The organism is Pantoea sp. K16 (assembly GCF_048452805.1).
In the GTDB taxonomy this organism is placed as follows: domain Bacteria; phylum Pseudomonadota; class Gammaproteobacteria; order Enterobacterales; family Enterobacteriaceae; genus Pantoea; species Pantoea agglomerans.
Window position 1 is genome coordinate 46,411 of sequence record NZ_JBLWNV010000019.1, and the last position, 20,817, is coordinate 67,227.

At 60.0% G+C, this 20,817-nt stretch carries 17 protein-coding genes; 14 read left to right on the forward strand and 3 right to left on the reverse strand.

Annotation, left to right across the window (positions count from 1 at the left end):
• Positions 1-130: 130 nt before the first annotated feature.
• Positions 131-1,255 (forward strand): GNAT family N-acetyltransferase, encoded by a 1,125-nt coding sequence (locus tag ACK13D_RS20655; protein ID WP_033780931.1) that lies wholly within the window; start codon positions 131-133, stop codon positions 1,253-1,255.
• Here the strand turns inward: ACK13D_RS20655 and ACK13D_RS20660 are convergent.
• A complete protein-coding gene (locus ACK13D_RS20660; protein WP_010253459.1) occupies positions 1,252-3,084 on the reverse strand; it encodes an ABC transporter ATP-binding protein in 1,833 nt (610 codons plus the stop codon). The two genes, ACK13D_RS20655 and ACK13D_RS20660, sit on opposite strands and share 4 nt — an antisense overlap.
• 72 nt (positions 3,085-3,156) lie before the next feature.
• Here ACK13D_RS20660 and ACK13D_RS20665 point away from each other — a divergent pair, with 72 nt between their 5' ends.
• Positions 3,157-3,657, forward strand: coding sequence for a GNAT family N-acetyltransferase (locus ACK13D_RS20665; RefSeq protein WP_010253457.1), 501 nt, complete (start codon positions 3,157-3,159; stop codon positions 3,655-3,657).
• 35 nt (positions 3,658-3,692) lie between these two features.
• On the opposite strand, the gene ACK13D_RS20670 is transcribed toward ACK13D_RS20665, so the two are convergent.
• Positions 3,693-4,610: a sugar ABC transporter substrate-binding protein gene (locus tag ACK13D_RS20670; RefSeq protein WP_061704377.1), complete on the reverse strand. Its 918-nt coding sequence runs from the start codon at positions 4,608-4,610 to the stop codon at positions 3,693-3,695.
• Between the two features lie 420 nt (positions 4,611-5,030).
• Here ACK13D_RS20670 and ACK13D_RS20675 point away from each other — a divergent pair, with 420 nt between their 5' ends.
• The 9 genes from ACK13D_RS20675 to ACK13D_RS20715 all read left to right on the forward strand — a co-directional run bounded on the left by ACK13D_RS20675 (position 5,031) and on the right by ACK13D_RS20715 (position 16,653).
• Positions 5,031-6,422 (forward strand): MFS transporter, encoded by a 1,392-nt coding sequence (locus ACK13D_RS20675; RefSeq protein WP_033759126.1) that lies wholly within the window; start codon positions 5,031-5,033, stop codon positions 6,420-6,422.
• On the forward strand, positions 6,403-7,359 hold the full coding sequence (locus ACK13D_RS20680) for a 2-hydroxyacid dehydrogenase (RefSeq protein WP_022623978.1): 957 nt from the start codon (positions 6,403-6,405) through the stop codon (positions 7,357-7,359). The genes ACK13D_RS20675 and ACK13D_RS20680 overlap by 20 nt, the downstream gene beginning before the upstream one ends.
• A gap of 159 nt (positions 7,360-7,518) precedes the next feature.
• Positions 7,519-8,685 (forward strand): HD-GYP domain-containing protein, encoded by a 1,167-nt coding sequence (locus ACK13D_RS20685; protein ID WP_010253446.1) that lies wholly within the window; start codon positions 7,519-7,521, stop codon positions 8,683-8,685.
• A gap of 108 nt (positions 8,686-8,793) precedes the next feature.
• Positions 8,794-8,883, forward strand: a complete 90-nt coding sequence (gene kdpF / locus ACK13D_RS20690; RefSeq protein WP_010253443.1) for a K(+)-transporting ATPase subunit F — start codon at positions 8,794-8,796, stop codon at positions 8,881-8,883.
• Positions 8,883-10,571, forward strand: coding sequence for a potassium-transporting ATPase subunit KdpA (kdpA, locus tag ACK13D_RS20695; RefSeq protein WP_010253440.1), 1,689 nt, complete (start codon positions 8,883-8,885; stop codon positions 10,569-10,571). The genes kdpF and kdpA overlap by 1 nt, the downstream gene beginning before the upstream one ends.
• Positions 10,568-12,616, forward strand: coding sequence for a potassium-transporting ATPase subunit KdpB (gene kdpB, locus ACK13D_RS20700; RefSeq protein ID WP_010253438.1), 2,049 nt, complete (start codon positions 10,568-10,570; stop codon positions 12,614-12,616). The genes kdpA and kdpB overlap by 4 nt, the downstream gene beginning before the upstream one ends.
• 10 nt (positions 12,617-12,626) lie before the next feature.
• On the forward strand, positions 12,627-13,193 hold the full coding sequence (kdpC, locus tag ACK13D_RS20705) for a potassium-transporting ATPase subunit KdpC (protein ID WP_010253435.1): 567 nt from the start codon (positions 12,627-12,629) through the stop codon (positions 13,191-13,193).
• Between the two features lie 226 nt (positions 13,194-13,419).
• Positions 13,420-16,095 (forward strand): two-component system sensor histidine kinase KdpD, encoded by a 2,676-nt coding sequence (gene kdpD, locus ACK13D_RS20710; protein ID WP_337030919.1) that lies wholly within the window; start codon positions 13,420-13,422, stop codon positions 16,093-16,095.
• A gap of 54 nt (positions 16,096-16,149) precedes the next feature.
• Positions 16,150-16,653 carry a TIGR00645 family protein gene (locus tag ACK13D_RS20715; RefSeq protein WP_010253431.1) on the forward strand — a complete coding sequence of 168 codons (504 nt, stop codon included), beginning with the start codon at positions 16,150-16,152 and terminating at the stop codon, positions 16,651-16,653.
• Positions 16,654-16,687: 34 nt separating this feature from the next.
• Here ACK13D_RS20715 and ACK13D_RS20720 read toward each other — a convergent pair whose 3' ends face one another.
• Positions 16,688-17,656 carry a LysR family transcriptional regulator gene (locus ACK13D_RS20720; RefSeq protein WP_010671498.1) on the reverse strand — a complete coding sequence of 323 codons (969 nt, stop codon included), beginning with the start codon at positions 17,654-17,656 and terminating at the stop codon, positions 16,688-16,690.
• Between the two features lie 93 nt (positions 17,657-17,749).
• On the opposite strand from ACK13D_RS20720, the gene ACK13D_RS20725 reads away from it, so the two are divergent.
• From ACK13D_RS20725 to ACK13D_RS20735, 3 genes are read left to right on the forward strand one after another with little or no spacing between them, the layout of a single operon-like run.
• Positions 17,750-18,952, forward strand: a complete 1,203-nt coding sequence (locus ACK13D_RS20725; protein ID WP_010253427.1) for an MFS transporter — start codon at positions 17,750-17,752, stop codon at positions 18,950-18,952.
• Between the two features lie 60 nt (positions 18,953-19,012).
• On the forward strand, positions 19,013-20,359 hold the full coding sequence (locus ACK13D_RS20730) for a cation:proton antiporter (protein ID WP_418797010.1): 1,347 nt from the start codon (positions 19,013-19,015) through the stop codon (positions 20,357-20,359).
• Between the two features lie 22 nt (positions 20,360-20,381).
• Entirely contained in the window at positions 20,382-20,726 is a 345-nt protein-coding gene (locus ACK13D_RS20735; protein WP_010671501.1) for a hypothetical protein, read from the forward strand.
• Positions 20,727-20,817 lie beyond the last annotated feature (91 nt).

Below are 20,817 nucleotides of genomic sequence, written 5' to 3' on the forward strand. Positions count from 1 at the left end.
GTGGAGATAAAGTCGCAGTATAGAAGCTGTGCTCCGCTGATGCAGCCTTCACTTTGCGTGCCTTAACCCTTTCGCTGACGCGGAAAACCTGCTTGACTGACTCTCTGCCCGACGTTCTCTGGAGTAATTCATGTCGCTGATTCACCTGACGTCACTGGCGGAGATCCCGGCCGCCGAGTGGGATGCGCTGTTGCCTGATGACCAGCCGTTTTTGCGCCACGCCTTTCTGCTCACGTTAGAACAGAGCGGCAGCGTGCGGTCAGAGGCGGGCTGGCAGCCCGATCATCTGCTGTGGCGGGAGGAAGGGGTGACCCGCGCCGCGCTGCCAGGCTACCGCAAACGCCATTCACAGGGCGAGTACGTCTTTGATCACGCCTGGGCGGATGCCAGCCAGCGCGCCGGGATCCGCTACTACCCGAAATGGCTGGGCGCGATCCCCTTCAGCCCGGTCAGCGGTGCGCGCCTGCTGGGCGAAACCGCTGCCGCGGCGCAACTGCTGTCGGCCCTGCCTGAGAGCCTGTTACAGCAGGGCTTAAGCGGGGCACATATCAACTTTACCGATGCGCAGGCTAATCAGCTGCTGGCCGATCAGCCCGACTGGCTCTCCCGGCTCGGTTGTCAGTATCACTGGCATAACCGTGGCTACCGCGATTTTCAGGATTTCCTGGATTCGCTGATGTCGCGCAAGCGCAAACAGCTGCGTAAAGAGCGTGAGCAGGTGATGCAGAGCGGCTTTGAGTTTGACCGCTACCTGGGCTACCAGCTGCGCGAAGATCAGTGGGATTTTGTCTATACCTGTTACGCCAACACCTATGCGGTGCGCGGTCAGCGTCCCTATCTGACGCGTGACTTCTTCAGCCTGCTGGCGGAACGCATGCCGCAGAATATTGTGGTGGTGATCGCCCGTTTACAGCAGCAACCGGCCGCGATGGCGTTTTATCTGCGGGACAGCAATGCGCTCTATGGCCGCTACTGGGGCTGTCTGGCGGAGTTTGACCGGCTGCACTTCGAAACCTGTTTCTATCAGGGAATGGATTTGGCCCTTGATGAGGGGCTGACGCGGTTTGATGCCGGCGCGCAGGGCGAGCATAAGCTGGTGCGCGGCTTCGAGCCGCAGATTACCCACTCCTGGCACTATCTGCTGCATCCCGGCCTGCGCGATGCCGTGGCAGATTTTCTGGTGCAGGAGCGGGAAGGCGTGCGCGGCTGGGCGGAAGAAGCCCGCGACGCCTTACCCTATCGACGCGGCGATTAATCGATGCCGACAAAACCGCCGGTCTGATGCTGCCACAGCCGGGCATAGAGACCGTTTTGCGCCAGCAGCTCGTGATGGCTGCCCATCTCGGCAATGCCGCCTTTATCCAGCACCACCAGCCGATCCATCTTCGCGATGGTCGACAGGCGGTGCGCGATGGCGATAACGGTTTTGCCCTGCATCAGTGACTCCAGGCTCTCCTGAATCGCCGCTTCCACTTCGGAGTCGAGCGCCGAGGTGGCCTCATCCATGATCAGAACCGGCGCATCCTTCAGCAGCACGCGGGCTATCGCCACACGCTGACGCTGACCGCCCGACAGTTTCACGCCGCGCTCGCCCACGTGCGCGTCCAGCCCGGTGCGACCCAGCGAGTCGGAGAGCAGCGGGATAAACTCATCGGCGCGGGCGCGGTGAATCGCAAGCTGCAGCTCCTCTTCGCTGGCGTCGGGACGACCATACAGCAGGTTTTCACGGATTGAGCGGTGCAGCAGCGAGGTGTCCTGCGTAATCATGCCAATCTGGCTGCGCAGGCTCTCCTGCGTCACGGCGGCGATATCCTGATCGTCGATCACAATCCGCCCCGCGTTCAGGTCATAGAGGCGCAGCAGCAGGTTCACCAGCGTCGATTTACCGGCACCCGAGGGACCAATCAGCCCAATCTTCTCGCCAGGTTTGATGTCGAGGTTAAAGCCGTTAATCACCTGACGGCCACCGCCATAATCGAAGCGCACATCCTCAAAACGGATGTTGCCGCGCGTCACCTTAAGCTGCTTCGCCTGCGGCGCATCCTGCACGCTCAGCGGCTGCGCAATGGTTTTCAGGCCATCCTGTACCGTACCAATATTTTCGAAAATGCCATTGACCACCCACATGATCCAGCCGGACATATTTACCAGGCGGATCACCAGACCGGTCGCCAGCGCAATCGCCCCGACGCTAATCAGCGACTGGCTCCATAACCACAGCGCCAGCCCGGAGGTCGAGACAATCAGCAGGCCGTTCAGCGCCGACAGGGTCAGATCCATGCTGGTGACCATGCGGCCGGCGTTCTGGGTTTTTTCGGTCTGCTCCTGAATCGCCTCACGCGCATACTGCCGTTCCAGATCGCTGTGAGCGAACAGCTTGATGGTGGCGATGTTGGTATAACCATCGACAATGGTGCCCATCAGTTTAGATCGCGACTCTGAGGAGACCACCGAACGGGCTTTAACGCGCGGCACAAAGAAACGCAGCGAGGCGCTGTAGGCCACCATCCACAGAATCAGCGGGATCATCAGCCGCCAGTCGGCACCGGCAAACAGCACCAGTGAGGTTACCGCGTAGATCAGCACGTGCCAGATGGCATCCACCAGCTGCACCGCGGAATCGCGCAGTGAACTGCCGGTCAGCATAATGCGCTGGGCGATGCGACCCGCGAAATCGTTCTGGAAGAAATTGAGGCTCTGGCGCAGCACGTAGTTGTGATTCTGCCAGCGGATCATGCTGGTCATGCTCGGGCTGATGCTCTGATGCACCAGCATGTCGTGCAGGGCGATAAAAATCGGCCGCAGAATCAGCGCCACCGCCCCCATCCACAGCAGTATCGGCCAGTTATCCCGAAACAGGGTGGCGGGCGTGGAGTGATTGACCATGTCGATAATGCGGCTCAGATAGCTGAACAGCGACACTTCAATCAGGGCTGACGCCAGTCCCACTACCAGCAGTGCCGCGAAACTCGGCCAGACCTGCCGCAGATAGTAGAGGTAAAACGACCAGACCGTTGAGGGGGGCGAGTCGGTGGGCGCGTCATGAAAAATATTGATAAAACGCTCAAAACGGCGATACAACATAGCGATACTCTTTCCGTCCGGTAAAGAGCTACAGCTTAGTGCATGAACCCCGTTCGGCTAAAAGGAGAAAATATGGAAATCATTATTCGGGCACGGGAACCGCAGGATGCCGCCGCCTATCAGCGACTCTACAGTCATCCCGATGTCTATCCCTGGACGCTGCAGTTGCCGTTTCCCAGCGTTGCCACCTGGGAGAAAAAAATCGCCAGAATGGATGCCGAGGGGTTTATCGCCTTTGTCGCGGAGATCGAGGGCGTGCTGGCCGGTGAGCTGACGCTGTTTGTGGATAACAAGCCGCGCACCCGCCACTGCATCAGCTTTGGGCTGGGCGTGCATCCCGATTACGCCGGTCGCGGCGTCGGTGAGCGCCTGATCCGCACCGCGCTCGACTATTCCCGTAACTGGCTGGGGATTACGCGTATGGAGCTGGAGGTGTTTCACGACAACGAACGGGCGCTGCGGCTCTATGAGCGGCTGGGCTTTGAGCGTGAAGGGGTGATGCGGCAGGCCGCCCTGCGCGACGGTCAGCTGCGCGATGTGGTGATGATGGCGAAACTGCTGCACGAGAAGTGATAACCGGAGCGGCAGCGCTGCCGCTCCGCTTTTCATTACGGATTTTTATTGCTGTATTGCTGCATGTTCTGCTGCGTCACCAGTTCAAACGGGATCCACTGGTGGGAATCGACTTTTTCCCCTTTGATCATCTGCTGCGCCACCTCGACCGATTTTTTGCCCTGACCCACAGCATCCTGGAACACGGTGACGGCCAGTTTGCCGCTTGCCAGGGCTTTCAGGCCATCCGGCGTGGCATCAATGCCGCCCACCAGAATGGTTTTCTTCGGTTTCGCCTGGGCAATCGCCATGGTTGCGCCAATCGCCATTTCGTCGTTGTTGGCGGCGACAATATCGATCTCTTCCCCGTTCGACAGCCAGTTGAGCATTAAATCCATGCCCTCATTACGCGAATAGTTTGCGGTCTGCTTCAGCACTACTTTCATGTCGGGATACTTTGCCACCACCTGCTCCACATCTTTGGTGCGCTGCAGCGCACCCGCATCGCTGAGGTTACCGATGATAATGGCGACTTTGCCACGATAACCCGCCTGCTTCGCCAGCGCTTCCATCTGCAACGTGCCCGATTCGCGTTCGTCAGAGCCGACAAACACCACGCCCGGCGGCAGGGTTTTATCGCCCGGTGTGCGGTTAACGTAGACCAGCGGAATGTGAGCCTGCTGCGCCAGTCTGGTCAGGGCAGGGGTGCTGGCGGAGTCGACCGGATCGACGATAATCGCGTCCACCCCGGAACTGATAAAGCTCTGCACCTGATCGGTCTGACGGCCCACGTCGCCGCGTGCATCTTCGAACTGCGCATCCAGCTGACGCGCTTTGGCCTCTTTCTCGATCGACTGGCGGATAATGGTCAGAAAGTTCTGGTCGAAATAGGCCATTGAGACGCCAATTTTCTCTGCCAGCGCCGACGTGGAAAGAGAGAGCAGACAGAGTATTGCCCATGCACGTTTTTTCATTGCAGACTCCCGAGGTTAACTGAGTGGAATAGATTTTTCATTTATTATAAAAATGGACAAAGATTATCATTTGCAGCTTATGAACAGTCGCCGGGTTTGACAACCGGCCCTTTTCACTCTTGCTAGCGCCGCCACACTTTGCCGTAAAATCGCCGCGTCATAGCTGCCAGCGCCGATGAAATCCTCGACGTGGCGCACACTCTGCGGCAGTCAGCCGCGGCTTTTTGCGCTTTTGTGCAGCATCGCACTGGCCTTTGTGGTGGTTGTCAGAAAACCGTTGAATCGGGCCTGACGATCTCAACATCCGCACAATGATCCATCGTTAGCCTCCTATCTATATTTCCTTAAGCGGGAAATCTCAGCGTTATTCCTGAAAAAAACCTCGTGGCGCAACCTGCCGCTTTTTAAGGAATTCAGCTCATGCTTAAAGACCAAACGACTCACCGGACGTCTCATGTGCGCATCTGGATCCTCTGCCTGATCCTCTTTCTGTCGGTCGTGGCTTATGCCGACCGTTCGATCCTCTCGATCTCCGGATCGGCGATCAAAGAGGAGTTCGGCCTGTCAGCGATCCAGCTGGGATTGATCCTCTCTGCCTTCAGCTGGGCCTACGTTATCGGTCAGATTCCCGGCGGGCTGTTTCTTGACCGCTTCGGGGCTAAAAAAGTGTATGGCGTCACGCTGGCGCTCTGGTCAGTCTCGACGCTGGCGATGGGATTCGTTGGCGAGTTCTCCAGCGGCATGACCGGCGCGCTGATGCTGATGTTTGGTCTGCGCTTTATGCTGGGATTGATCGAGGCACCCAGCTTTCCCGCCAATGCGCGCGTGGTGATTATGTGGTTCCCTGGCGCAGAGCGGGGACGGGCTTCATCGCTGTTCAGCTCGGCGCAATATTTTGCCGTCGCCATTTTCTCGCCGCTGTCAGGCTGGCTGGTGTCGCGCTTTGGCTGGGAGTGGCCGTTCTTTGTGCTGGGCGGCATCGGCCTGCTGGCGGTGTTTGTCTGGGCTGCCTGGATGCGCGAGCCGCGCAATCACCCTGGCGTGTCAGAGAGTGAACTGCGCCACATCGTCGACGGTGGTGCGCTGGTGGATATCGACTCGGCGCAGACGCTGAAAGCGCGGCCACCGGTCAGTAAAGCGATGTTCAGAAAGCTGCTCACTAATCGCATGCTCTGGTGCGCCTATCTCGGTCAGTACTGCATCATTGCGCTCAGTTACTTCTTTATTACCTGGTTTCCGATCTATCTGGTGCAGGCGCGCGGCATGAACATCATGGAGGCGGGCTTCGCCACCGTTGCTCCGGCGCTGTTTGGTTTTCTGGGCGGGATCAGCGGCGGCTACCTGTCAGACAAGTTAATCGCCCGGGGCTGGAGCGTCTCCTGGGCGCGTAAAACGCCCTATATCGTCGGCATGCTGATGGCGTCCAGCCTGGTGCTGGCGGCGATTATTCCCGGTAACGGCGGCATTATCGCCATTATGTCCTTCGCCTTTTTCGGTAAAGGTATAGCGGCCGGTGCAGGCACCTGGACGGTGATCAGCGACACCGCACCTAAAGAGGCGGTGGGCCTGGCCGGCTCCATTTTTAACGGCATCGGCAATATTGCCGGTTTCACCACGCCGCTGCTGTTCGGCATCATCGTCGGTCTGACCGGCAGCTACAGCATCGGGCTGGCGTTTGTGGCGGCACACTGCGTGGTAGCGGCGCTGCTGTTCCTGCTGGTGATGGGACCGATTGAACGCGTCGGTGAAGAGAGCGATCGCCCGGCATCCTATAACAATCAGGAGAAAGAAGATGGCATTAAAGCAATGTAAGGTGCTGATCAGAGGGAAATTCCTGCCGCCGCAGCTGATAGAGAACATTGAAAAGACGTTCACCGCGTTCCGGCTGTGGGAGGCGGAAGATGAGGCAGCCTTTCTGGCTGAGCAGGGCGCAGATATCGACATGCTGGTCACCAGCGGCAACGCGGTGATGGGCGCACCGGCCGCGCTGATCGCCGCGCTGCCAAACCTGAAAGCGATCTGCAGTAACGGCGTCGGTTATGACAGCATCGATACGGAAGCCGCCCGGTCGCGCGGCATTGTGGTGACCAACACGCCGGAGGTGCTCAATGATTGCGTCGCCGATCTGGGGATGGCGCTGCTGCTGGATGTGGCGCGCCGCATCAGCGAGGCCGATCGCTTCACACGCGCCGGTCACTGGACGCAGGGCCGCTTTCCGCTGAGCAGCAAAATCGGTGGCAAGGTGTGCGGAATCGTCGGGCTGGGCAATATCGGTCAGGCGGTGGCAAGGCGCGCGCAGGCGTTTGATATGGCGATTCACTATTACAATCCGCGTTCACGCCCCGATGTGCCCTACACCCGTCATGAGAGCCTGGTGGCGCTGGCGCAGCAGGCCGATTTCCTGGTGCTGACCCTGCCGGGCGGTGCCGCGACGCGCCACATTATCAATGCGGAAGTGCTGCAGGCGCTGGGACCACAGGGCTATCTGATTAACATTGCGCGCGGCAGCGTGGTGGATCAGCAGGCGCTGGTGGATGCGCTGGAAACCGGGCAGATCGCCGGTGCCGGGCTGGATGTGTTTGAACAGGAGCCGCAGGTGCCTGACGCACTGCGCCAGCGCGACAATGTGGTGATCACGCCGCATATCGCCAGCAGCACCCGCGAAACCATGGCGGCGATGGCTGACCTGGTCTTTGAGAATATGCTGGCGTTTGCCCGTGGTGAGCCGGTGCTGACCCGGGTAGTGTAACCGCAGCGGCGTCTTAACTCCCTGCTGAAACGGGGGCGAGGCAGGACGCCTCTCCTCTGACCACTCACCAGACCCTCACCTTCGCACAAAACAGCCTGAAGAAAATTTGTCCGGCTGCCGATATCACCTTACCACCCGCTGATATTAAAGAGTGATAGCGTGATAAAGCTGATTACCATTGATGAATTGCGCCCAGGGATGTTTATCCACAAGCTGGAGGTCTGGTGGATAAAAGACCAGCGCATTCATAATGAGATGCTGATCACCGATCCCCGACAAATCGCCATGCTTCGCACTGAAGGGATCCGCCAGCTCTGGATCGACCTCGATCGATCGGTGCAGGCGCCGATCGCCTCCACGGTCGCGAAGAGAACCATTGGCCGCACCCCGTTTTTCCAGGAACTGGATCAGGCACAGCAGATCTTTTTGCAGGGCAAACCGAAAGTGCTGGCGATGTTCAACGAAGCGCGGCTGGGTAACGGCCTGAAGCTCGATTATATGATGGATCTGGTGGATGAAATCGCCGGATCGATCACGCGTGAACCCTCTGCCATGCTGAGCGTGGCGCGACTGAAAAATCATGATGACTACACCTACCTGCACTCCATGGCGGTCTGCGGGCTGATGATTGCGCTGGGTAAAAAACTTGGACTGGATGAGCAGGAGCTGCGTCGGGTGGGCATGGGCGGTTTACTGCATGATGTCGGCAAAGCGGCCGTGCCGCTGGCGATCCTGAACAAAGCGGGCAAGTTGACTGAAGAGGAGTTCAGGGTGATGCGTGAGCATCCGGTGGTCGGTGCGCAGATGCTGATAGAAGCCGACGCCGATGACGATCTGCTCGATATCACCCTGCATCATCATGAAAAATATGATGGCAGCGGCTATCCGCACCGCCTGAAAGGCGAGGCGATTTCGCTCTACGCCCGCATGGCGGCGGTGTGCGATGTCTATGATGCCGTCACTTCGACCCGCTCCTATCGCAACGGCTGGACACCCGCCGAGGCGATGCACCAGATGCTGAGCTGGCGCGGCCATTTCGACCCTGGCTTGCTGCACACCTTCGTACGGACCATCGGCATCTATCCGGTGGGATCGCTGGTGCGTCTGGCCTCCGGCCGGGTGGCGCTGGTGGTGAAAGCGGGCGAAAAATCGCTGATGCGTCCCTGCGTGCATGTCTTCTGGTCGCTGCACGCCCAGCGTGAAGTGAAACCGGAAGAGCTCGACCTTGGCGACAGCTTCTGCACCGACAGCATTGTAGGCGCAGAGGACAGCACGCTGTGGGGTAACGTCGATCTCAATCGTATCTGGGCGCTGGAAGTCGCCTGATTTTTCGCCATTTTTACACTATTTTTACGCCCGCCCGCTGCATTTTAACCCCTTCTTTATACGCCTCCGCGCAAGCTAAGCCATAAATCCAATCCTCTGGAGGTTCCTGTGAGCGTGGGCGTAATAACCGGCATTGTGCTGGTGGTGTTGTTACTGGGCTATCTGATCTATGCCCTGTTAAATGCGGAGGCCTTCTGATGGCGGCCAATGCTTTTTTACTCATCGCATTCTATCTGCTGCTGCTGATGGTGCTGGCGCAGCCGCTCGGACGGGGTCTGGCGTCGTTAGTGGCTGACAAGCCGGTGTTTGCCCGCCTGGAAGCGCCGCTGTGGCGACTGCTGGGCGCGCAACAATCGGACATGCGCTGGCCGCACTACCTGCTGGCGATTCTGCTGTTTAATGCGCTGGGTTTCGTGGTGCTGCTGGCAATATTGCTGATGCAGGGCGCGCTGCCGCTGAATCCGCAGCAGCTGCCTGGCCTGAGCTGGCATCTGGCGCTTAACACCGCCGTGAGCTTCGTCACCAACACCAACTGGCAATCCTACAGCGGCGAAAGCACCCTGAGCTATTTTAGTCAGATGGTGGGCCTGACGGTGCAGAATTTCCTCTCAGCCGCGACCGGTATCGCCGTGGCGTTTGCATTGATCCGTGGCTTCGCTAATCGCAGCTCTGCGACCCTGGGTAACGCCTGGCGCGACCTGACGCGCATCACGCTCTATGTCTTACTGCCTATCAGCCTGCTGATGGCGCTGTTCTTTGTCAGCCAGGGCAGCATCCAGAACTTCGCGCCTTATCACAGTTTCTCCACGCTGGAAGGCGTGCAGCAGACGCTGTCAATGGGGCCGGTGGCGTCGCAGGAAGCGATCAAAATGCTGGGCACCAACGGTGGCGGCTTCTTTAACGCCAACTCCTCCCATCCATTTGAAAACCCAACGGTGCTGACTAACCTGGTGCAGATGCTGAGCATCTTCCTGATCCCGGCGGCGCTCTGCTTCGCGTTTGGCGAAAGCGTGCGTGACCGTCGTCAGGGCCACATGCTGCTGTGGGCGATGACGCTGATGTTTGTGGCGGCGGTATCGGTCGTCATGTGGGCCGAACTGCAGGGCAACCCGCACTTCCTCCAGCTGGGTGCTGACAGCGCCATCAACATGGAAGGTAAAGAGACGCGCTTTGGCATTCTTAACAGCAGCCTGTTCGCGGTTATCACCACTGCCGCCTCCTGCGGTGCGGTGAATGCCATGCACGACTCCTTTACTGCGCTGGGTGGCATGGTGCCGATGTGGCTGATGCAACTGGGCGAAGTGGTGTTTGGCGGCGTCGGTGCCGGTCTCTACGGCATGCTGCTGTTTGTGCTGCTGGCGGTGTTTATCGCCGGGCTGATGATCGGTCGTACCCCGGAATTCCTCGGTAAAAAAATCGACGTCTGGGAGATGAAAATGACCGCGCTGGCGATTCTGGTCACACCGGCGCTGGTGCTGATCGGTACCGCACTGGCGATGATGACCGACGCCGGACGCAGTGCCATGGCCAATCCCGGCATTCACGGCTTCAGCGAAGTGCTCTACGCGGTCTCCTCGGCGGCCAACAACAACGGCAGCGCCTTTGCCGGCCTGAGTGCTAACACGCCGTTCTGGAACCTGCTACTGGCTGCCTGCATGCTGCTGGGCCGCTTCGGCATCATCATTCCGGTGATGGCGATTGCCGGTGCGATGGCGGTGAAAAAAGTGCAGCCGGTGGGTAACGGCACGCTGCCAACCCACGGTCCGCTGTTTATCGGACTGCTGATCGGCACGGTGCTGCTGGTGGGTGCACTGACCTTTATTCCTGCTCTGGCGCTGGGCCCGGTGGCTGAGCATCTGCAACTTGTTCAGGGACAATCCTCATGAGTCGTCAACAACAGGCGTTATTTGACGCAGCATTGCTGCGTACCTCGGCCTGGGATGCAGTGAAAAAGCTCGATCCCCGGGTGCAGTTCCGTAACCCGGTGATGTTTGTCGTCTGGCTCGGCAGTATTCTGACCTCGCTGCTGGCGCTGGCGATGCTGACCGGCCGGATCAGCGGCAGCGCCAGCTTTACCGGTGCGATTGCGGTCTGGCTCTGGTTCACCGTGCTGTTCGCCAACCTGGCGGAGGCGCTGGCAGAAGGGCGCAGTAAGGCCCAGGCCAGCAGCCTGAAAGGGGTGAAAAAGACCAGCTTTGCCAAAAAACTCTCAGCGGCGCGCTATGGCGCCGAGTGGCAGCAGGTCAGTGCCGATGAGCTGCGCAAAGGCGATGCCGTGCTGGTGGAAGCGGGCGACATCATCCCCTGCGACGGTGAAGTGATGGAGGGCGGTGCCTCGGTGGATGAGAGCGCCATTACCGGTGAGTCCGCACCGGTGATCCGCGAGTCGGGCGGTGACTTCGCCTCCGTCACCGGCGGGACCCGCATTCTCTCTGACTGGCTGGTGATCACCTGTAGCGCCAACCCGGGCGAAACCTTCCTTGACCGGATGATCGCCATGGTGGAAGGCGCGAAACGCCGTAAAACCCCGAATGAGATCGCTCTGACCATCCTGCTGGTGTCACTGACCATCGTGTTCCTGCTGGCGACCGTGACACTCTGGCCGTTCTCGGCATGGGGCGGAACGCCGGTCAGCATCACGGTACTGGTTGCGCTGCTGGTCTGTCTGATCCCGACCACCATCGGCGGCTTACTGTCGGCGATTGGCGTGGCGGGGATGAGCCGGATGCTGGGTGCTAACGTCATTGCGACCAGCGGGCGTGCGGTAGAAGCCGCGGGCGATGTGGATGTGCTGATGCTGGACAAAACCGGCACCATCACGCTGGGTAACCGTCAGGCGACCCAGTTCCTGCCCGCGCCGGGCGTCAGTGAAGAGCAACTGGCCGACGCCGCTCAGCTCGCCTCGCTGGCCGATGAGACGCCGGAAGGGCGCAGCATCGTGGTGCTGGCGAAACAGCGATTTAATCTGCGTGAGCGCGATCTCAGCAGCATGGGTGCCAGCTTTATTCCATTCTCTGCGCAGACCCGCATGAGCGGCGTGAACGTGCAGGATCGACTGATCCGTAAAGGCGCGGTCGATGCGGTACGACGCCACATCGAAGCGAACCATGGCCGTTTCCCGGCCGAGGTCAATGCGCAGGTGGAAGAGGTGGCACGCAGTGGCGGCACGCCGCTGGTGGTGTCAGAGGGCGCGAACGTGCTGGGCGTGGTGGCGCTGAAAGATATCGTCAAAGGTGGCATCAAAGAGCGCTTTGCCGAACTGCGCAAAATGGGTATCAAAACGGTGATGATCACCGGCGATAACCCGCTGACGGCCGCAGCGATTGCCGCTGAAGCGGGCGTGGATGACTTCCTGTCAGAGGCCACGCCGGAAGCCAAGCTGGCGCTGATCCGCCAGTATCAGGCGGAAGGACGTTTAGTGGCGATGACCGGCGACGGCACCAACGATGCGCCAGCACTGGCGCAGGCGGATGTGGCGGTGGCGATGAACTCCGGTACCCAGGCGGCGAAAGAGGCGGGCAACATGGTCGATCTCGACTCGAACCCGACCAAGCTGCTGGAAGTGGTGCATATCGGTAAACAGATGCTGATGACGCGCGGTTCGCTGACCACCTTCAGTATCGCCAACGACGTGGCGAAATACTTCGCCATCATTCCGGCGGCGTTTGCGGCGACCTATCCGCAGCTCAACATGCTTAACGTGATGCACCTGCACTCGCCAGCCAGTGCGATTCTGTCGGCGGTGATCTTTAACGCTCTGGTGATTGTCTTCCTGATCCCGCTGGCCCTGAAAGGCGTCAGCTACCGCCCACTGAGCGCTGCTGCGCTGCTGCGCCGCAACCTGCTGATTTACGGTCTGGGTGGCCTGCTGGTGCCGTTTGTCGGCATCAAAGCGATCGATCTGCTGTTAGTGTTTTCAGGCATGGCCTGAGGAGAGAAAAATGAGTCAGTTACGTCCGGCAATTTTACTGTTGTTGCTGCTTACGCTTGTTACCGGCGTGGTTTATCCTTTGCTCACCACCGGTCTGGCGCAGTGGCTGTTTCCGTCCCAGTCCAGCGGCTCGCTGCTGGAGGAGGATGGCGTGGCGCGCGGATCGGCGCTGATTGGCCAGAACTTTACCCAGCCCAACTATTTCTGGGGCCGCCCTTCAGCCAGTGGCGATAAACCTTATAATCCGCTGGCCTCAGGGGGCAGCAATCTGGCCGCCAGCAACCCGGCGCTGGACAAAGCGGTAGCCGATCGCGTCGCTGCGCTGCGGGCCGCCAATCCGCAGGCACCGGCCGCCGTCCCGGTTGAACTGGTCACCGCGTCAGCCAGCGGGCTGGATCCGGATATTTCGCCACAGGCCGCCCTTTGGCAGGCACCGCGTATCGCCGCCAGCCGCCAGTTGCCGTTGCCGCAGGTCGAGGCGCTGATTGATAAGATGACGCATCGTCCGCTGCTGCCATTCCTTGGCACACCGACCCTCAATGTGTTGCAGCTGAATATGGCGCTCAACGAACTGTAATGGTGTTAAGAGCCTATCCCATTAGGCTATTTTATTTGTCAGTCTGAACCTGGGCAGTGCTCACACAGGCTGCTTTAGCAACCTGAACGCCCGTCAGGGCGGCCCTGAAGGGGCGAGCGCAGCGAGTCATCCTCACGTACTACGTGTACGCTCCGGTTGTTCCGCGCTGTCCGTGTCCAGACTGTCTGCAACAATTACGCCTACTGGCATAGGCTCTAAGGAAGCGATGAACCACGAACCCCAGCGTCCCGATCCCGACGCGCTACTGCAGGCTAATCGCGAAAGTCATCGCGGGCAGCTGAAAATTTACTTTGGTGCCTGTGCGGGCGTGGGTAAAACCTATGCCATGCTGCAGGAGGCACAGCGGCTGCGCGCGCAGGGTCTGGATGTCTTAATCGGCGTGGTAGAGACCCATGACCGGCCGGAAACCGCGCAGCTGCTGACAGGGTTAACTCTGCTGCCGCGTCGCGCAACCGGCCGCTCGCGTCATGCAGAGTTTGATCTTGATGCCGCGCTGGCTCGCCATCCGGCGGTGATCCTGATGGATGAGCTGGCGCACACCAACGTGCAGGGCTCGCGCCATCCCAAGCGCTGGCAGGATATTGAGGAGCTGCTGGAAGCGGGCATCGATGTACTGACCACCGTCAACGTACAGCATCTTGAGAGCCTCAATGATGTGGTAGGCGGCGTCACCGGCATTCAGGTGCGCGAAACCGTGCCCGATCCCTTTTTCGACAGCGCCGACGAAGTGGTGCTGGTCGATCTGCCGCCCGACGATCTGCGGCAGCGGCTGAAAGAGGGCAAAGTCTATATTGGCGACCGCGCGGAACGCGCCATCGAAAACTTTTTCCGCAAAGGTAACCTGTTCGCCCTGCGTGAGCTGGCCCTGCGTCGTACCGCCGATCGGGTGGATGATCAGATGCGTGCCTGGCGCGATCAGCAGGGACGGGAGCGCGTCTGGCACACCCGCGACGCCATTCTGCTCTGCATTGGCGACGACAGCGGCAGTGAAAAGCTGGTGCGCACCGCCGCCCGACTGGCGGCGCGGCTTGGCAGTGAATGGCACGCGGTCTATGTTGAAACGCCCCGGCTGCACCGGCTGCCGGAAGCGCGGCGACGGGCGATTCTGCGCACGTTACAGCTGGCACAGGAGCTGGGCGCGGAAACCGCGACCCTCTCTGAGCCCGATGAAGCCGAAGCGGTACTGGGTTACGCCCGCGCGCACAATCTGGGCAAAATTGTCACCGGTCGTCGCCCGCTGCGGCGCTGGCGGCGTGACAGCTTTGCCGAACGGCTCGGCCAGCTGGGGCCGGATCTCGATCTGCTGGTGGTGGCGCTGGATGAGCCGCTGAAGGATGCGCCGCATCCGCTGCCGGATGGCCGCGTCACCAGCGAAAAATGGCGTATTCAGCTGCGCGGCGTAATGATGGCGCTGGTGCTCTGTATCCTTGTAACCGCCGCCGGACAGTCGGTACTGATCGGTTTCGATCCCGCCAACTGCGTAATGATCTATCTGCTGGCGGTGGTGATCGTGGCGCTGCGCTATGGTCGCTGGCCGTCGGTGATCGCCACGGTGATGAATATCGTCGCCTTTGACCTCTTCTTTGTTGCCCCCACCGGCACGGTGGCGGTCTCCGATCTGCAATATCTGGTGACCTTTGGCGTGATGCTGGCGGTGGGCGTAATCGTCGGCAATCTCACGGCAGGCGTGCGTTATCAGGCGCGGGTGGCGCGCTACCGCGAGCAGCGGGCGCGCCAGCTCTATGAGATGGCGAAATCGCTGGGCAGTGCGTTAACGCCGCAGGATATCGCCGCCACCAGCCAGCGGGTGCTGGATGCCACGTTACAGGCGCGCTGCCTGCTGCTGCTGCCGGATGAGCAGGACGAACTGCAACCGGTGGGCGATGCGTTACCGGCCAGCGAGCCGGATCGCGCGATTGCTAAATGGAGTTACAGCAAAGGCCAGCCTGCGGGTGCGGGCACCGATACCTTACCGGCGGTGCCTTATCAGATCCTGCCGCTGAAAAGTGGCGCGCACTGCCGGGGTTTGCTGGTGGTGGAGCCGCAGAACCTGCGTCAGCTGATGATCCCCGAGCAGCAGCGGCTGGTGGAAACCTTTACGGTGCTGATTGCTAACGCACTGGAACGGATGGCGCTGTCGCATAGCGAGGCGGCGTCCCGGCTCTCGGCGGAGCGTGAACAGCTGCGCAATGCGCTGCTGTCGGCGCTGTCCCACGACCTGCGCACCCCACTGACCGTGCTGTTTGGTCAGGCGGAAATGCTGATGCTCGACCTGGCCAGCGACAACTCAAAATATGTGCCGCAGGCCAGTCAGATCCGCGAGCAGACGCTGAGCACCATCCGGCTGGTGAGCAACATGCTGGATATGGCGCGCATTCAGTCGGGCGGCCTCAATCTGCGTGAGGAGTGGCTGGCGCTGGAAGAGGTGGTCGGCGGGGCGCTGAGCAGCATGGCACCGTCGCTGAAAGGGCATGAGGTCCGGCTCGATCTGCCGGACGACATTGTGCTGATCAAAGGCGACAGCACGCTGCTGGAGCGGGTCTTCACCAACCTGATTGAGAACAGCCTGAAGTATGCCGGTAACAGCGCACCACGCGGCATTCGCGCCTGGCGTGCGGCATCACGGCTGGAGATCTCGGTCTGGGATAGCGGACCGGGCATTGCCGAAGACGATTTAAGCCGGATATTCGATAAATTCTGGCGGGGCGACAAAGAGTCGGCGGTGCCGGGCGTCGGGCTGGGTCTGGCAATCTGTAAAACCATTATCGAGAGCCACGGCGGTCAGATCTGGGCAGAGAACAGGGCCGAAGGTGGCGCGGCATTTCGTCTCTCGCTGCCGCTGCCGCCGGTCCCTGAAATTTCTGACGAAGGGCTGAAATAACTTCACAGCTGATCGGTTATACTCCCGGACCTGTTTGATTATTCGTGGGATTGTATGGAACGTTTTACCGAAAACCTGATGTATGCATCGCGCTGGTTGCTGGCCCCGGTTTACATTGGACTTTCGCTGGGATTGCTGGCGCTGACCATTAAATTTTTCCAGGAAATTTTCCACCTGCTGCCCAACATTTTCAGCATTGCGGAAAACGATCTGATCCTGCTGCTGCTGTCGCTGGTGGATATGACGCTGGTTGGCGGCCTGCTGGTGATGGTGATGTTGTCAGGTTATGAGAACTTCATCTCTAAGCTCGATATCGACGAAGATAAAGAGAAGCTGAGCTGGCTGGGCAAGATGGACTCCGGCTCGCTGAAAAACAAAGTCGCCGCCTCCATTGTCGCCATCTCCTCGATTCACCTGCTGCGGGTGTTTATGGAAGCGCGCAACGTCGAAAACGACAAGCTGATGTGGTACGTGATTATCCACCTGACCTTTGTGCTCTCCGCCTTTGTGATGGGCTGGCTGGATCAGATGTCGCGCAGCGATAAAAAACCGAAGTAACCTCTCTGGCGGCCCGCTGAGGCGGGCGCCTGCTTTACCCTTTCCGCTCTGCTCCCCCTGAACGACCCGCTGGCTGTGAGGCCGGACGCGTGCCCGCCAGCTGCGGCATCACCTCTTTGATCATGGCAAAAAAGTGTTGCAGCCTGGCCGGGTAGTAACTCGCCCAGGGATAGGTCAGCCACACCGGCAGCGGCGGTGCCTGCCACGCGGGCATCAGCTGAACCAGGCTGCCATCCGCCAGATCTTCCTGCACTGCCCATGAGGAGACGATCGCGGCTCCCATCCCAGCCAGTGCCGCTTTGCGCACCGCATATAAACTGTCGCTGCTCAGCCGGGGCGTAATCGCCAGGTTTACCGGCTGGCCGTCGTCAATCTTCTGCAACACCACTTCGTTACGGTAAAAACTGGTCAGTGCCAGCCACGGCAGGTCGCGCAGCTGTTCAACCCGCTCTATCGGCGGCTGCTGCGCCAGCAGGTGCGGGGCGGCCACCACAATACGTGGCACTTCTGCCAGCAGTATCGCCACCACCGAAGGATCGGTTGGCGCACCGACCTGAATGGCGCAGTCCACATTCTCTGCCATAAAGTCGGGCGTGCGGTCATTCAGCATCCACTCAATATTGAGCCGGGGGTAACGGTGCAGATAGTCCACCAGCGGGGCGATCAGCTGATCCTGACCAAAGGCGTGTGGGGCGCGAACCCGCAGCGTACCGACCGGGTCATCGCTGGCCCCGGTCAGCTCATCTTCCAGCGCATGCCAGGTCGCCAGCAGCTGCCGCGCCTGGGCGTAGCAGCGCTCGCCATCATCGGTAAGCTTCAGCGCATGGGTGGTGCGCAGGATAAGCTTGAGGCCCAGCCGCTGCTCCAGGCTCTGCAGTCGGCGGCTGACGGTGGGTTGTGTCGTGCCGAGCTGCGCGGCGGCGGCGGATAAGCTGCCGCTCTCCACAATACGGATAAAAGTCTGCATCAGATCGATGCGATCGCTGCTGTTAGGATTGTTCATACGCACCATGTATAACGGTTTTGCCTGATGTCAGTCTACCGCGTATAACCGCAATGCGCTTTAATGGCAGGACGAAATGATGAGGATTACAGCATGTCAGCCATACAGACCCAGACTCAAAATGAACCGCTCTCTGCGCCGCTGGTGTTTACCCTGGCCGCCGGTGCCGGACTCAGCGTCGCGTCGATTTACTACAGCCAGCCGATGCTGGATATCATCAGCAAGCAGTTTAACGCTGGCATCGGCGCGGTCGGCATGGTGCCGATGCTGACCCAGGCCGGCTATGCGCTGGGCATCCTGCTGCTGGCTCCGCTGGGCGATCGTCATGACCGGCGCACCATTATCTTTATCAAAGGCTTAATGCTGGTGGCGGCGCTGCTGCTGTGTGGTTTTTCCGGTGGACTCAGCGCGCTGCTGATTGCCAGTTTTATCACCGGCCTGACCGCCACCGTGGCGCAGGATATTGTGCCCGCTTCGGCGGCGCTGGCGCCGGAACGCAGTCGGGGTAAAACGGTCGGCACGGTGATGACCGGGCTGCTGGTGGGCATCCTGCTGTCGCGGGTGGTCAGCGGGGTGGTGGCAGAGTATTTCGGCTGGCGCACCATGTATATGATTGCCGCGCTGGCGGTGCTGCTGATTACGCTCACGCTGTGGCGGGTACTGCCGCGTTTCGCGCCAGGCACCTCGGTGAGCTATCCGCGCCTGTTGCTGTCGCTGGTGCACCTGTGGCGTCACCATCAGACGCTGCGTCGTGCCGCACTGGCTCAGGGGCTGTTGTCAGTGGGCTTTAGCGCCTTCTGGTCGACGCTGGCGTTAATGCTCAGCGACCGCTTTCATCTGGACAGTGCCGTGGCCGGGGCGTTTGGTTTAGCCGGTGCGGCGGGTGCCATGGCGGCACCGCTGGCGGGCAGTTTTGCTGACCGCATCGGTCCGGCCAGGGTCACGCAGGCTGGCGCCGCGCTGGTGACAATCTCCTTTGCGCTGATGTTTCTGCTGCCGCTACTGCCAATGCCAGCCCAGCTGGCGCTGATTGTCCTCTGCACCATCGGCTTCGATTTAGGGGTGCAGGCCACGCTGGTGGCGCATCAGACGCTGGTCTATGGCCTGGCGCCTGAAGCGCGCAGTCGCCTGAATGCGTTGCTGTTTACCGTGGTGTTTATCGGTATGGCCACCGGTGCGGCGCTGGGAAGTCTGGCGCTGGCACACTGGGGCTGGAATGGCGTGGTTGCGCTCTCGACCTTAGCCGGTGCAGCCGCGCTGGCGGTCCGCTTCGCCAGTCGACACCTGAAAAACTGACACCTCGCCGTCAAAAAATGTGCCAGGCTTATTCATAAACCCGAAATAATCTGGAGTGTTATGAACTTTTTAGCCTGGACAGCAGCGACGGGCGGCCTTCTGCTGCTGATGTCGCTGGCTTCCGGTTGGATTCACCGGGGGCCAGTCACCTCATTTGGTCTGTTCCTTATCGCGGGCATTCTGTGCGGCCCGTGGGGATTTGATGTTATCCACATCGATATTGTTACCCATTCCGAAGCCGTGGCGCACATCACTGAAATCACCATGGCTGCCTCGCTGTTCATCACCGGCCTCAAGCTGCGTCAGCCGCTGCAAAATAACTGCTGGCACACTGGGCTGAAACTGGCTTTTCCCGCCATGCTGCTGACCGTGGCCGCGATGACCCTGCTGTCGCACTTCCTGGTGGGATTAGACTGGCCGATTGCGCTGGCGTTTGGTGCCATTGTTGCGCCGACCGATCCGGTGCTGGCGAGCTTAATCTCGGTCAACGATGCGCAGGATGATGACTCGCTGCGCGTGGCGATCTCCAGCGAAGCGGGTATGAATGATGGTTCCGCGCTGCCGTTGCTGATGCTGGCGCTGCTGCTGTTTAATGGCGAAAGCCTGAGCGTGGCGATGCTGGGGCACTGGGGTGCGGTCGAGGTGCTCTGGGCAATTGGCGGCGGTCTGATCATCGGTTTCGTGCTGGGGCAGTTGATTGGCCTGCTGGCGACCCGACTGCGCAATGCCAATGGCGATGTGGCACCCAATGATTTCCTGGCGCTGGCGCTGATTGCGCTGAGTTATTCACTGGTGGAGTGGCTGGGTGCCTCCGGCTTCCTGGCTGCCTTCGCCGCCGGGCTGGGATTACGCCGTGCTGAGATGGGCGTATTCCGTCGCCATCAGCCGGACGATCTCTCTGACGACGAGCGCGTGCTGCCCTCTGAAGCACTGGTGAACCCTAACAAACGCCTGGCGCATCAGGGCGACAACAATATGGTGAAGTCGATAGGGTTTGTAGTAGGCGACGCCCTCTCTTTTGGCGATACTATTGAACGTTTACTGGCGGCTGGCATGATGGTGGTGCTGGGCGTCACACTGGCGCAGCACTGGAACATCTACGGCGTGCTGATTGGCCTGGTGCTGTTTGTGGTGGTGCGGCCACTGGCCGTCTGGCTGGTGACGCTGCGCGCCGGACTGCCGCTGGGGCAGCGTCTGCTGATTGGCTGGCTGGGCATCCGCGGGATTGGCAGTCTGAACTACATCGCCTATGCCTGGACGCACGGTATGGAAGGCCCGCAGATGGAAATTATGACCAATATGGCGTTAACGCTGGTGGTCTGCAGCGTGGTGGTCCACGGCACCACCGTGTCGCCGCTGCTGAACTGGCGTCAGAAACGCCTAGAAACCCTTCAGCGTAAGGTTTAACCCGAACTAACAGGAGTTAAGAATGAAAGTAACTCAGATAGTGCTGCTGAGCATCCTCGCCACCGGCAGCGCGCTGGCGGCGGACGAGGCTGACACTGAGCAGAATGTTTATGCCAGTCAGCTGTGCCACATTGTCAGCGGCGAGAAAAAGGTCGCCAGTGCGGATCAGTATGTCGAACAGATGAAATCGACCGTGGCGCGCAGTCAGTCACCGTCGGCGATGAATCAGCCCGAGTTCGATGAAGAGTCCGCGCGTGAAGTGGCCAGTGCCTGGCTGCAGCTGGGTGATGATGAGCGTGCCAAACTGCGCGTTAACGAACAGCAGTGTGAGCAGGCCGTGATGGCGCAGTTCCAGCAGGAAGATTAACCGCATCGGATTAAATAAAAACGCGCCTGCCGGCTAATGCCAGCCAGTTAAGCGACAGGTGATAACGCAGTCTGGTGCCGCTCAGGGGCTG

What these genes read in the sequence shown, in the direction of transcription:
- ACK13D_RS20660 (WP_010253459.1), bottom strand. Translation starts at nt 3,084, where the DNA reads ATGTTGTATCGCCGTTTTGAGCGTTTTATCAATATTTTTCATGACGCG.
- ACK13D_RS20655 (WP_033780931.1), top strand. Translation starts at nt 131, where the DNA reads ATGTCGCTGATTCACCTGACGTCACTGGCGGAGATCCCGGCCGCCGAG.
- ACK13D_RS20725 (WP_010253427.1), top strand. Translation starts at nt 17,750, where the DNA reads ATGTCAGCCATACAGACCCAGACTCAAAATGAACCGCTCTCTGCGCCG.
- ACK13D_RS20675 (WP_033759126.1), top strand. Translation starts at nt 5,031, where the DNA reads ATGCTTAAAGACCAAACGACTCACCGGACGTCTCATGTGCGCATCTGG.
- ACK13D_RS20730 (WP_418797010.1), top strand. Translation starts at nt 19,013, where the DNA reads ATGAACTTTTTAGCCTGGACAGCAGCGACGGGCGGCCTTCTGCTGCTG.
- ACK13D_RS20715 (WP_010253431.1), top strand. Translation starts at nt 16,150, where the DNA reads ATGGAACGTTTTACCGAAAACCTGATGTATGCATCGCGCTGGTTGCTG.
- ACK13D_RS20670 (WP_061704377.1), bottom strand. Translation starts at nt 4,610, where the DNA reads ATGAAAAAACGTGCATGGGCAATACTCTGTCTGCTCTCTCTTTCCACG.
- kdpD (WP_337030919.1), top strand. Translation starts at nt 13,420, where the DNA reads ATGAACCACGAACCCCAGCGTCCCGATCCCGACGCGCTACTGCAGGCT.
- kdpC (WP_010253435.1), top strand. Translation starts at nt 12,627, where the DNA reads ATGAGTCAGTTACGTCCGGCAATTTTACTGTTGTTGCTGCTTACGCTT.
- kdpA (WP_010253440.1), top strand. Translation starts at nt 8,883, where the DNA reads ATGGCGGCCAATGCTTTTTTACTCATCGCATTCTATCTGCTGCTGCTG.
- ACK13D_RS20665 (WP_010253457.1), top strand. Translation starts at nt 3,157, where the DNA reads ATGGAAATCATTATTCGGGCACGGGAACCGCAGGATGCCGCCGCCTAT.
- ACK13D_RS20680 (WP_022623978.1), top strand. Translation starts at nt 6,403, where the DNA reads ATGGCATTAAAGCAATGTAAGGTGCTGATCAGAGGGAAATTCCTGCCG.
- ACK13D_RS20720 (WP_010671498.1), bottom strand. Translation starts at nt 17,656, where the DNA reads ATGAACAATCCTAACAGCAGCGATCGCATCGATCTGATGCAGACTTTT.
- kdpB (WP_010253438.1), top strand. Translation starts at nt 10,568, where the DNA reads ATGAGTCGTCAACAACAGGCGTTATTTGACGCAGCATTGCTGCGTACC.
- ACK13D_RS20735 (WP_010671501.1), top strand. Translation starts at nt 20,382, where the DNA reads ATGAAAGTAACTCAGATAGTGCTGCTGAGCATCCTCGCCACCGGCAGC.